At 42.0% G+C, this 12,409-nt stretch carries 13 protein-coding genes; 9 read left to right on the top strand and 4 right to left on the bottom strand.

The features are described from left to right. The first annotated feature begins 2 nt into the window (after positions 1-2). The 6 genes from AC1MCB_RS14165 (at position 3) to AC1MCB_RS14140 (ending at position 6,152) form a co-directional block, all read left to right on the top strand. Positions 3-404, top strand: a complete 402-nt coding sequence (locus AC1MCB_RS14165; RefSeq protein ID WP_479965358.1) for an SPOR domain-containing protein — start codon at positions 3-5, stop codon at positions 402-404. Positions 405-407: 3 nt separating this feature from the next. Then, positions 408-1,592 carry a M20 metallopeptidase family protein gene (locus AC1MCB_RS14160; protein ID WP_479965357.1) on the top strand — a complete coding sequence of 395 codons (1,185 nt, stop codon included), beginning with the start codon at positions 408-410 and terminating at the stop codon, positions 1,590-1,592. Between the two features lie 69 nt (positions 1,593-1,661). Further along, positions 1,662-2,606: a hypothetical protein gene (locus AC1MCB_RS14155; protein WP_479965356.1), complete on the top strand. Its 945-nt coding sequence runs from the start codon at positions 1,662-1,664 to the stop codon at positions 2,604-2,606. Positions 2,607-2,724: 118 nt separating this feature from the next. After that, on the top strand, positions 2,725-4,638 hold the full coding sequence (gene dnaG / locus AC1MCB_RS14150) for a DNA primase (RefSeq protein ID WP_479965355.1): 1,914 nt from the start codon (positions 2,725-2,727) through the stop codon (positions 4,636-4,638). Positions 4,639-4,678: 40 nt separating this feature from the next. Beyond that, positions 4,679-5,038, top strand: coding sequence for a YraN family protein (locus AC1MCB_RS14145; RefSeq protein WP_479965354.1), 360 nt, complete (start codon positions 4,679-4,681; stop codon positions 5,036-5,038). A 40-nt stretch (positions 5,039-5,078) separates the two neighbouring features. Further along, positions 5,079-6,152, top strand: coding sequence for a glutaminyl-peptide cyclotransferase (locus tag AC1MCB_RS14140; RefSeq protein ID WP_479965353.1), 1,074 nt, complete (start codon positions 5,079-5,081; stop codon positions 6,150-6,152). 24 nt (positions 6,153-6,176) lie between these two features. On the opposite strand, the gene AC1MCB_RS14135 is transcribed toward AC1MCB_RS14140, so the two are convergent. From AC1MCB_RS14135 to AC1MCB_RS14120, 4 genes are all read right to left on the bottom strand, one after another. Beyond that, complete coding sequence (locus AC1MCB_RS14135) at positions 6,177-6,416, bottom strand: four helix bundle protein (RefSeq protein WP_479965352.1); 240 nt, start codon at positions 6,414-6,416, stop codon at positions 6,177-6,179. After that, positions 6,382-6,462, bottom strand: coding sequence for a hypothetical protein (locus tag AC1MCB_RS14130; RefSeq protein ID WP_479968745.1), 81 nt, complete (start codon positions 6,460-6,462; stop codon positions 6,382-6,384). Before AC1MCB_RS14130 ends, AC1MCB_RS14135 begins: the two co-directional genes overlap by 35 nt. A gap of 137 nt (positions 6,463-6,599) precedes the next feature. After that, on the bottom strand, positions 6,600-8,246 hold the full coding sequence (gene pgi / locus AC1MCB_RS14125) for a glucose-6-phosphate isomerase (RefSeq protein ID WP_479965351.1): 1,647 nt from the start codon (positions 8,244-8,246) through the stop codon (positions 6,600-6,602). A gap of 57 nt (positions 8,247-8,303) precedes the next feature. Beyond that, on the bottom strand, positions 8,304-8,504 hold the full coding sequence (locus AC1MCB_RS14120) for a GxxExxY protein (RefSeq protein ID WP_479968744.1): 201 nt from the start codon (positions 8,502-8,504) through the stop codon (positions 8,304-8,306). Between the two features lie 534 nt (positions 8,505-9,038). On the opposite strand from AC1MCB_RS14120, the gene AC1MCB_RS14115 reads away from it, so the two are divergent. The 3 genes from AC1MCB_RS14115 (at position 9,039) to AC1MCB_RS14105 (ending at position 12,373) form a co-directional block, all read left to right on the top strand. Next, positions 9,039-10,352, top strand: coding sequence for a M16 family metallopeptidase (locus AC1MCB_RS14115; RefSeq protein ID WP_479965350.1), 1,314 nt, complete (start codon positions 9,039-9,041; stop codon positions 10,350-10,352). Between the two features lie 5 nt (positions 10,353-10,357). Beyond that, the gene (locus AC1MCB_RS14110; RefSeq protein ID WP_479965349.1) at positions 10,358-11,764 is read left to right on the top strand and encodes a M16 family metallopeptidase; all 1,407 of its coding nucleotides are present in this window, start codon (positions 10,358-10,360) and stop codon (positions 11,762-11,764) included. A 99-nt stretch (positions 11,765-11,863) separates the two neighbouring features. Continuing rightward, positions 11,864-12,373: a hypothetical protein gene (locus AC1MCB_RS14105; RefSeq protein ID WP_479965348.1), complete on the top strand. Its 510-nt coding sequence runs from the start codon at positions 11,864-11,866 to the stop codon at positions 12,371-12,373. The last annotated feature ends 36 nt before the right edge of the window (positions 12,374-12,409 follow it).

Raw genomic sequence — 12,409 nt, 5'->3', positions numbered from 1 at the left:
AAATGAAGAGAGTCTTTCTGAGTATCGGATTTTTGATCACTTTTCTATTTGCCGGTGGGGCGTATGCCCAACAACGCGGAAAAGTGGAAGTGATCAAAGATCCGCAGATTGACAGTTTGATTGCCCGGAGAGCTGCCCTGATCAGATCGTCAAAGAAAGCTGGAGCCACCGGTTTCAGAGTTCAAATATTCTCGAGCACTGATCGTAAAACAGTTTATGCCGAGCAGACGAAGTTTAAAGCGCTGTATCCTGCAATCAGAAGCTACATCAGCTATGCCGAGCCTTATTATAAATTGAGGGTAGGGGACTTCCGTACGAGGCTTGAAGCTGAAAAGCTGATTAATAAATTAAGGCCGAGTTACGAAGGGCTTTTCATTTTTGCCGAATCGATTAATCCGCGTTGAAAGATGTTGAAACAGAAGGTCGCCGATCTTGCAAGCCAGATCCATCAGGAAGTAGTTATCAATCGGAGGCATCTCCATCAGAATCCCGAGTTATCGTTTCATGAATATCAAACCTCAGCTTATGTAGCTGCGGCTCTTGACAAATTGGGCATTCCTTATCAAAAGATGGCTGATACGGGTATTGTTGCACTTTTAAGCGGCAAGCAACCTTCGGATGCTGTGATTGCATTACGGGCAGATATGGATGCTCTACCAATAATTGAAGCTAATCAAGTCCCCTACGCTTCTAAGAACCCTGGTGTGATGCACGCCTGCGGTCACGATGTGCATACATCTTCTTTACTGGGCACCGCCAGGATCTTATCAGAGTTGCGGGATGAGTTTGGAGGTACGATCAAGTTCATTTTCCAACCGGCAGAGGAGAAGCTTCCTGGAGGAGCGAGTTTGATGATCAAAGAAGGTGTTTTAGAGAATCCTAAACCTTCAGCAGTGCTTGGTCAGCATGTGATGCCCTTGATTGACTGCGGAAAAGTCGGCTTCCGTTCAGGGAAGTATATGGCTTCTACGGATGAAATCTATGTAACTGTGCATGGAAAAGGTGGCCACGGAGCCCAACCGCAACAGAATATTGATCCGGTGGTAATCACCTCACACATTATTATCGCTCTGCAGCAAATTGTAAGTCGCATTGCCGACCCTAAGTTGCCGTCTGTTTTGTCTTTCGGAAAAGTGATTGCTGATGGAGCTACCAACGTCATCCCAAATGAAGTAAAGCTGGAAGGCACATTTCGTACTATGGATGAAGTATGGCGTGCACAGGCGCATGTGAAAATGAAAAAGATGGCCGAAGGTATCGCTGAGGCAATGGGTGGAAGTTGCGACTTCAATATTGTTAATGGTTATCCATTTCTTGTGAATGAAGAAAAGCTTACAGCGAACGCAAGGGCCTACGCTGAAGATTATCTTGGCAAGGAGAATGTTGAAGACTTGGATATATGGATGGCAGCTGAAGACTTTGCCTATTATTCGCAGGCAGCTGATGCCTGCTTTTATAGATTAGGTACCCGCAATGAAGAAAAAGGAATTACTTCGTCTGTACATACCCCCACTTTTGACGTCGACGAAAACGCTTTGATTGTTAGTACAGGTCTGATGGCCTATATTGCACTGAAGCAGTTGGGGAATTAACTTATATTGAGACTCGAGCTTATGGGAATAGAAAAATTGTCAAGAGCGTGTAGTCGATTAGCACGAAACATGAAGACTATATTTTGTACACTAACCTTAATTTCCCTCTCAATTGCAACTTTCAGTCAGGAAATCCCAAGGTTTAATCCTGATACCATTCGCACTATTCATATTGATTCCGCGGTGAACATTACCTCATCGCGCTTGACGGCTCAGTCTTTTATTGATGAAATATTGCGGGATACCAGCTTTTACGAGGCTTTCCGCAATATGAAGAAATACAGCTTTAATGCGGAGAACCGGGTATTCACTTACGATAAGAAAAATGAGGTATCCGGCAAAATCTACCGGAAGATCTTTCATAATAATAACGGTCCTTATAAGATGCAGTTTCTGGCAAAACGCGACAGCGGCGATGTGTATAAGAGGAATGGTAAGTACGAATTATATACGGTAGAAATGTTTGATTACATTTTCATGAACGCCTATAATTCTGACTTTACCCCATCAGCGCCTGTTTCAGGTAAAAAAGGTGAAAGCAACGAATCATATAAGGACAAGCTTAAGACTTTGATCTTTAGTCCGGGCAGACCGGTGAAAGGGGTTCCATTCATCAGCAAGAAAACCGAATTGTTCACCGCTAACATGCGGCAGTATTATGATTATTCGTATGCTAAAGGAACATATCTTGACTCTATTCCGGTTTATCGGTTTAAAGTAAATATGAAGCCCGGGCTGTCAAACTATACCAAGGACGGTATTATGATTAAGGAGCTGACTACCATATTCGATATGCGGAATCTTCAGATACTGGGACGCTACGTGGATATGAAGTTTGATAATCTTGCGTTCGACTTTGATGTACAAATGAACATTGAACTTAGTTATTTCGGTAACGAGCAAACTCTTCTGCCAACCAAAATTACCTACCAGGGCAACTGGGATATTCCCTTTAAACGGGAAGAACGGGCTAGCTTCCTAATTCTGCATAAGGGTTATGAATTGGGGATGTAAGACTTTATTCTTAATTTAAAAACATTATTTATTTGTTGTTTTGATCTTGGGCATTGGCCACAGAGAGGATATTTATAAATAGTTTCCTTTTAACTTTGCATTCCCACACATTTAAGATTTGATCCCACAAGAAACCGTAGATAAGATATTAGAGGCTGCCCGCATTGAGGAGGTAGTTGGCGATTTCGTGAATTTAAAACGGCGGGGTACCAGCTTACTGGGTTTATGCCCGTTCCACAATGAGAAAACTCCTTCTTTTAATGTTTCGATAACAAAGGGGATCTATAAATGCTTTGGTTGCGGTAAAGGTGGCGACTCCGTGCGCTTTATCATGGATCATGAAAAGGCAGCATATCCTGACGCTTTGCGTTTCCTTGCTAACAAATATAATATTGAGATCGCCGAGGTAGAAAATACACCGGAGGAACAAGCGATAAGTAACCGTCGGGAGAGTTTATACATCGTTTCGGCTTATGCGGCTAAGTTTTTTCATCAGCAGATGCTGGAAACGGAAGAAGGGAATAATATCGGTCTGAGCTATTTCAGAGAGCGTGGCTTTCGGGAGGACATCATCAAAAAGTTTGAACTTGGATATTCACCGGATTCATGGGATGCCTTGTCTAAGAAAGCCATTTCTGATGGTTACAATAGCCAGTTCCTGGAGGAGACAGGTTTAACAATCCGAAAAGATGGCGATAAGATCTATGATCGCTTTCGCGGACGGGTCATGTTTCCCATTCATAGCTTTACTGGCCGTGTTATTGGCTTTGGCGGACGCACGTTAAAGACAGATAAAGCAGTACCGAAGTATGTAAACTCGCCGGAGAGTGATATCTACCATAAATCCAATGTTCTTTATGGCCTGTTTTTCGCCAAAAAGGCAATGCGTGATGAAGACACCTGCTACCTGGTAGAAGGTTACGCGGATGTGTTATCAGTGAACCAGGCGGGTATTGAGAATGTTGTGGCGTCCTCCGGAACCTCTCTTACAGTTGAGCAAATTCGGTTGATTGGTCGTTTCACCAAGAACATTACCATTCTTTACGATGGGGATGAGGCAGGAATTAAGGCATCACTGCGTGGGCTGGACATGATCCTTGAGGAAGGGCTGAATGTAAAGGTTGTATTGTTTGCAGATGGACATGACCCTGATTCATACGTCCAGAAGTTCGGTAGTGCAGCCTTTAAGAGTTACATAGATCAGAATCAAAAGGATTTTATCTTATTCAAAACCAGCATCCTCTTAAAGGATGCAGGTACAGACCCGATAAAGAAAGCGGGTATGATTCGCGAGGTGGTTGAAAGTATTGCCAAAATTCCCGACAGCATTAAAGCATCTGTTTTTCTCCGTGAGTGCAGCTCGTTGCTACAGATCGAGGAACGGTCGCTGATCTCAGAGCTGAATAAAATGCGGATGGGTAAAGCTAAAAAGGAAAGCTATGCTCCCCGTCAGGAAGAAATGCCTCCCGAGGATCTGTTTATTGAAACAGTTGAAGGCATCGACAGTGATGAACACCAGGAGAAAGAGATCGTCCGGCTGCTACTTAACTACGGCCATGAACTGGTTCACTGGGATGGAATAACCGATACTTATATTGCTCCTTACGTTATTTCCAACTTGTCAGACGTCACGTTTGATAATACCGAATGCAGTTTGATCATTGCGGAGTATAAATCTAAATTAGAGGACGGTGATCTGCCTTCTGTTCAGAATTTTATTAAACATGCTAATCGTCAGATAGCTGATCTTTCGATATCGCTCGTTTCGTCGCCATATATGTTGAGTGAAAATTGGTTTGCAAAGCGAAAGATCTATGTAAAGGATGAGACTGAGAACTTACGGGCTACTATCCTTGGTGGCATATTTCATTTGAAAAAACGTAAGGTTGATCATATTCTTAAGAATATCAGGGATGAGATACAAACTGAAACTGATGAGAATAACCAGATCATTTTAATGCGACGTTATTTGCAGGTTAAGGAAGTTGAAAAGGGAATATCTTTATTCTTAGGTTCTGTGATAGTGAAATAATAGGTTATAGTCTACTAACCACATACATCATTTATCTCTTATGGCTAAACATCTGAACTTCGGACGTAAAGGCGAACAACTTGCGAAAGCATTTTTGGAGAAGGGAGGCTATGAGATTCTCGAAGAAAACTGGACTCATAAAAAGTCAGAGATAGATTTGATTGCATACAAAGAAGGGAAGATCATCTTTGTGGAAGTAAAAACCCGAAGCAGCAATAGCTTTGGAGATCCGGAAGATTTTGTGATCATTCCCAAGCAACAACAAATGACCTATGGAGCCGATGAATATATCTACCTGATGAGCCACCAGGGAGAAGTCAGATTTGATGTGATCGCTATCCTATTCGACGTAACAGGCAAGCATGTGTTAAACCATATTGAAGATGCCTTCTGGCCATAGATTTTTGATAATAATGTATCTTAGTCGGAAAAATAGGTCAATGCGTTTCAAATTAAGGTATCTCTACCCACTCGTTTTGTTATTTCTTGTTCAGTGCAGTCCAGATAACAAAGAAACCTCTTCAGAGGAAGGCAGTTTTTGGATAAGTCCGGAGGCCGGCACAAGCGTCAACTTAGGTGATAAGCTCACTTTACAGATACAACTTGATGATAGTGCAGCAGTAGATTCGATAATTTACTTAGTGGATGGTAAACGCCAGGTAAGTAATAACCGCCCGGGAAAGGGTGTAATCGAAACTAAAAACCTTTCTTTAGGAAACCGCCTCATTACCGCTAAGATCTATCGAAAAGACCAGCCGGAGGAGGTTAATACCAATATTATCCTGAAGTCCAATGTCGCTCCTCAAAAGTTTAGCTACAAAGTGCAGCAAGTGTTTGATCACGATACAGCATCGTATACGCAGGGTCTGGAATATCATGATGGTTTCTTCTTTGAAAGCGACGGTGGAAATACTCCAGAAACAGGCTATTCGAGTTTACGGAAAGTGGAACCCGCTACTGGAAAAGTCGTCCAGAAAGTTGATCTCCCGCACACGTTTTTTGCAGAAGGTTTAACGCTGGTTGACGATAAGATTATCCTGTTAAGCTGGCAAAACAATGTAGGTGTGGTATTCGATAAAAATTCAATGAAAAAGCTTTCTGAATTCCCATACCAGAACAGCCAACAGGGGTGGGGCTTATGTTCTGACAGTAAAAGGCTTTATAAATCTGATGGAAGTAACCTGATCTACTTTTTGAACCGTCAAAGCTATCTCGAAGAAGGCTACATAGAAGTATATGATCACAAGGGCCCCGTTGACCAGTTAAACGAACTGGAGCTGATAGACGGTAAGCTCTATGCGAACGTATATAACTCAAATCGCATTGTGATCATTGATCCTGCGAATGGCCAGGTTACCGGTGAAATAGACATGAGTGATTTACTTCCGGTTATTTACAATTATCCCAATACCGACGTGTTAAACGGCATAGCGTGGGATAGTAGAGGCAGGCGTTTATTTATTACCGGGAAAAAATGGGCTAAGCTATTTCAGGTGGAATTGAAGGGGAATTAGCATTTAAGAATTAAAAATTAGCAATCAAAATTTAAGAGCTGGTTCCATCGGATATGAGTCACCTACTGATGTCTGGGGCAGTGATTTTCGGATTGAACCCAAAATCTTTAAAAGTTCTTCGACATCATTTAAAAGACTAATTCTCATGTTTTTATCCAGATAGCCGGTATCTGCCAGCAGCCTAATCCAATAATGTGTTTCGCGAGCTTCCTTATAAGCAATTGACGGTTTAGAAATGAAATTCCTTTTTGCTCTGACCTCCAATCGCTACTTCAATGTTGGCACCTATAGAAGTGCCACAACGTAAAATCTGTTTTGATAAAACATATTCTTTACGGTCATTTACTAAAACTGACAGAGTGTTATTATGCGGACTGAGAATGCATATGATTTATTTTGGATTACATTGTCAGTCTTCATCTCAGAATGTTTGATACAGCCGAATTTTTACCTCCAATTCTTATATTGATTAATCAAGCCATTTGTAGACGAGTCATGGGAGTTCACAGCTTCATTGCTCTTTAGTTCAGGTAATATCTGCCCTGCTAATTGCTTTCCCAGCTCAACGCCCCACTGATCGAAAGAAAAAACATTCCATATAACTCCCTGAACGAAGATCTTGTGTTCGTACATGGCTATAAGAGAACCTAATACTCCAGGTGTAATCTTTTTAACAAGGATAGAGTTGGTAGGTCTATTTCCTTCAAATACCTTAAAAGGCGCTATCTTTTCAATCTCTTCTTCGCTTTTACCGGCCGATTTCAGCTCTGCTTTTACTTCTTTGAGTGTTTTGCCGTTCATTAACGCTTCTGTTTGGGCAAAGAAATTAGACATTAGCAAAGTATGATGCTCGCCCAAGGGATTCTGACTCTGTGCCGGGGCGATGAAATCGCAGGGTATTAGCTTCGTCCCCTGGTGAATTAATTGATAGAAAGCATGCTGCCCGTTTGTACCTGGTTCCCCCCAAATGATTGGCCCTGTTTGGTAATCAATAGGCTCACCATTCCGGTCAGTTGACTTACCGTTACTTTCCATATCGCCCTGCTGGAAATAAGCCGCAAAGCGATGCATGTACTGATCGTAGGGTAGAACTGCCTGACTTTGAGCGTTGAAGAAATTGTTATACCAAATCCCTAGCAAGGCCAGGATCACCGGGATGTTCTGGTCAAATTCAGTTTCACGGAAGTGATCATCCATGGCATTAGCACCTGCCAGTAATTCTTTAAAATTGTTGAAGCCGATACTGCAGGATATGCTTAATCCGATGGCGCTCCAAAGAGAATAACGTCCTCCTACCCAATCCCAAAAGCCAAACATATTCTGCGGATCAATGCCGAATTCGCGCACACCCTTTTCATTCGTAGAGATAGCCACAAAATGCCTGGCAACCGATTCCTCGGTACCACCATTCTCGAGATACCATTGACGTGCAGAAAAAGCGTTAGCCATAGTCTCCTGCGTTGTAAATGTCTTTGAAGCGATCATAAAGAGCGTAGTCTCCGGATCGATATTCTTCAACGTCTCAGCTATATGTGTTCCGTCGACATTGGACACAAAGTGTAATTGCAGATGATTTGAATACGCTTTCAGAGCTTCGGTAACCATTACCGGACCAAGGTCAGAACCGCCTATACCGATATTTACAATGTGCTGTATTGCTTTACCAGTGCCGCCTTTCCATTCGCCAGTAATTACCTGGTTAGAAAAACGTTCCATTTGATCCAATACTTTGTGGATGTCCGGAAGGATATCATGGCCCTCGATTATTAGTCCGCTGCGGTTAGGGTTACGGAGTGCGGTGTGCAGAACGGCGCGGCCTTCTGTTTCATTGATTTTTTCGCCACTGAACATTGCCTCAATCGCTTGCTTCAGATTACATTCTTTAGCAAGTTCAATCAGCAGATCGCGGGTATCTTTCGTAATCCGGTTCTTCGAATAGTCTAGAAGAATATCTTCAAAATGAATAGAAAACTCTTGAAAGCGGTTTGGTGATTGTAGAAAAAGATCGCGGAGATGGGCCTCCTTTAAGATTAAAAAATGATCTTTTAGATCTTTGAACGATTCTGTACGGCTGAATTCTATTTTGGGGAACATGTATGCAATTTAGGAAGGCAAAAATACATGTATATTTAGAAAAGGGAAAGCTATATTTTATAGCCTGTTGACCTTTCTGAAAATGCCCCTTGAAATGTCGCTTACATTAAAATTGACCAGCAACCTGAGTTTTATGCTGGCGAGCCTTAAATAGGTAAGAACTTGCTTATGGCGGACCTCTGTTAGGTTTTCAACTGATTTTATTTCAAGAATGATCATATTGTTTACCAATAGGTCTATCCGGTAACCTGCTTCCATTTTTTCAGAATTATATACCATGGGAACGGGTACTTGTATAGCTACGAGACTAGCGCTGCTTCATAGCTGATCCGAGTAGCCCAGGATCTAGCGTATTATAAACCTTGAAGATGGCTTCACGGATTAGGTACGATAATTCGTTTTCATTCATACTCATTAAAGTAAGCATCTTGTTTTAATCAAAAGATAGTTATTTAGGTTGACAAAACCTTTCCCGCAGATTTACGCAGATAAATACGCAGGTCTTCGCCGATCAAATTCTACTTAGAATAAGATTTCTTTTTTGAATTGAATTTCGTCCGTTTCTGGAGATGCCAAAGTCCTGCTGACATGACTTTCGTTTGTAACGAGCAGCAATCCTGCGACCACCGAACCAGATCCGCGTAAATCTGCGATCCTTATCAGCGCAGATCTGCGGGAATCCTTACTTAAATCCTATCAGTAATGCCAATATTACCCTCAATTGTATGCGGATTAATTTTAATCTCTTAATTTGGATGACTTTTCAATTATTTAACGCCATTTATTAAGAGAATGAAGAAATTAATATGCTTCTTGTTTCTGTGCTTTAGCGTTCCGCTGTTTGCCCAGATCAAGGCCGATGATGTAAAAACATTTACCTTAACGAACGGGATGAAGTTTTTAGTGATGGAAGACAGTTCCATCCCCAATGCCAATATGTACCTTTTTTATAAGGTAGGATCAAGAAATGAATATCCGGGAATTACTGGCCTTTCGCACTTTTTCGAACATATGATGTTCAACGGGTCCAAAAAGTTCGGTCCAAAGATGTTTGACCGTACCATGGAATTTAACGGCGGTGCAAACAATGCCTACACAACTCAGAATGTTACAGTGTATACCGATTGGTTTCCTGTTTCAGCTATGGAGACTATGTTCGACCTGGAATCAGATCGCATTGCCAACCTAAGTATAGATACTGGCATGATTGAGAGCGAGCGGGGAGTTGTTCTCTCTGAACGGAGTACAGGTATAGAGAATTCACCTTTTAACGTGCTAAGTGATGCTGTTAATGCCGCGGCATTTCAGGAACATCCATATCACTGGACGGTGATTGGCTACGAAACCGATATTAAAAATTGGACAAAGGAAGACCTTGAGCAATACTTCAGAACTTACTATGCGCCGAATAATGCGGTTGTGGTAATTTCGGGCAATGTGAGGCTGGATGAAGTAAAACGCTTAGCTCAGAAGTACATGGAGCCTATCCCGGCACATGCACCGCCTAAGCCCGTACACCTGGTCGAGCCTCCGCAGGAAGGCGAAAGAAGAGTGACAGTTAAGAAAGAAGTTACCACTCCCTATATGCTAATCGGTTACCATACTCCGGAGACTAAGCATAAGGACTATTACGCGCTGGATATTTTAAGCTCAATCTTGTCTTCCGGTAATACTTCGCGGCTTTATTCAGCCCTGGTTGATAAGAAGCAATTGGCTACTTCGATAGGAACCAGCTTCGACGAAACTTTCGATCCCAACCTTTTTCAGATCTATGCGATAACCGCACAGAAAGTTAGTGAGACCGATCTTGAAAAGGCGATCTACGAAGAGATCGAAAAATTGAAGAAGGACGGCATCACAGCCACAGAGCTGCAGAAGATCAAAAATCAAAAACTGATGCAGTTCTATAGTCAGATAGAAACAATTAACGGGAAGTCGAATAACATAGGTACTTATGAGCTTTTCTTTGGCGACTATAAAAAAATGTTTAATGCACCTGCTGAATACGAAAAAGTCACAATGGCTGATGTTAAGCGGGTGGCCAATGAATATTTCAAAAAGTCTAACCGTACAGTTGGAGTCTTAAAAGCTAACGTGGAGGAATAAATCAGATGAATAAAAAGATCAAAAATATATTAGTTGCCTTCGTCTCACTTTTGGCATTGGGCAACATAAGCTTGGCACAAACTAAGGCAGCGGCTTTCAAAGTCCCGGCTTATGAAAAATTTAGCTTGCCAAACGGATTAACTATCTACCTGATGGAGCAGCATGAAGTTCCAACGATAAGCATATCAGCCATCGTACCGGCAGGAGCTATTTACGACGGCACTAAAAGCGGTTTGGCTTCCTTAACTGCATCTGGATTACAATATGGTACGAAAAGCTTTTCAAAAGAAAAAATTGAGAGTGAGCTGGATTTCATCGGCGCAAGGCTAAATACATACGCTACTAAAGAATCCGCTGGCTTATCATCAAAATTTGCCACTAAAGACCAGGATAAAGTGTTTCCAATCCTCAAAGAAATGCTTGCCGACCCGGTGTTCAATGCAGCGGAATTCGAGAAAGAAAAGAAACGGGTATTATCTGATTTAGAGCGAGCCAAAGAAAGCCCCCGGTCTGTAATTGGTTCTTACTGGGACAAATTTATGTACGGAGATCACGTATATGCAAATGCAGTGAGTGGCAGCCCGGTTACGGTAGGCAAACTCAATGCGGATGATTTAAAGGCGTTTTATAAAGCGAACTATTCACCAGCAGGGTCAGCAATTGCTGTTGTTGGCGATTTCAATACCAAGGCGATGAAAGCCCGCCTCACTAAATTGTTTAGTGGCTGGAAGAAATCGACGGGAGCCCAGAAAAACCTGGCTTCTCAACCGGTGTTAGCAGCGAAGTCTAACCGTGTTCTTCTGATTAATAAGGACGATGCAAGAGAAACCACCTTTTTGATCGGGGGGCCCGGCATACGTAGAGATAATCCAGATTACGTCGCGCTTGAAGTGGTGAACACGGTTTTCGGCGGACGTTTTACCTCGTGGTTAAATGATGAGCTTCGCGTTAATTCAGGACTTACCTACGGAGCAAGAAGTAGTTTTTCGCCATTGAAAAATGCAGGAACTTTTTCAATCTCAACATTCACTGCTTCGAAAACTACAGAGCAGACAATTGATTTAGCTCTGGAAGTGTTGAAACGCCTGCATGAGAAAGGAATTGATGATGAGACCTTGACCTCAGCTAAGAACTATGTTAAAGGTCAGTTTCCGCCTGATTACGAGACCGCAGGTCAGCTTGCCGGATTACTTACAGAAATGTTCTGGTACGGATTCGACGAATCGTTCATCAATAACTTTCAAAGTAATGTAGATGGTTTAACGTCAGCTAAGGTTAAAGATATTGTAACCAAATACTTCCCGAAAGCCAATCTGCAATTTGTGCTGGTTGGCAAAGCGGATGAGATAAAGAAAATAGCAGAGAAGTATGGAACTGTAACCGTAAAGGAAATTAAAGCTGACGGTTTTTAAGAAGGCAATTTAATGTTGAAATTTCTCTGAAAACTATATAGGCTTTCCTCCGTTACTTGTGCAACTCATTTTAAATTTCGATTATTAAACAATAACGTCATGTTAGAAAACCTCAACAACCTGGTAAGAGAAGAAGCCGAAGAAACCATCGTGAAGAATCCGGCTATTCCAAACGAACATAATGAGCAGGCTATACAGGCTGCTTCCGGATCAATAGAAGAAGTTTTTCAAGAGAAGGCGTCTTCTGGGAATTTTAGTGAATTGTCGCAACTGTTTAAAGGAGGGGATTTTTTAAATAACCCTATCGTTAGTAAGATAAAAGATTTATTTGCAAGTAAGCTCGGTGGGATGGGTATTGATGGAAATGCCGCCAGCGGTGCTGCGGCAGGTATAATCCCTGCTCTTATTGCGAAGTTTGTTAATCGCACAAATGACCCGAACGATAAAGGATTTGATCTGCAAAGTATGTTAAAACAGTTTGCAGGCCCAGATGGCAAGTTTGATTTGAACGATGTGATGGGAATGTTCAACAAAAAGGATGATCAGCAGCCAGCCAATACCGAACAAGGCGGCTTGGGTGAAGTGATCGGTGGTTTTTTCAAGAAATAAGGATAAATCCAATTCGTATAAATCCAATTCGTATAA

It is taken from the genome of Daejeonella sp. AP26 (genome assembly GCF_056680515.1).
The sequence above is the reverse complement of the archived record's forward strand: the minus strand, read 5'-3'. Positions and strand labels throughout refer to the sequence as shown.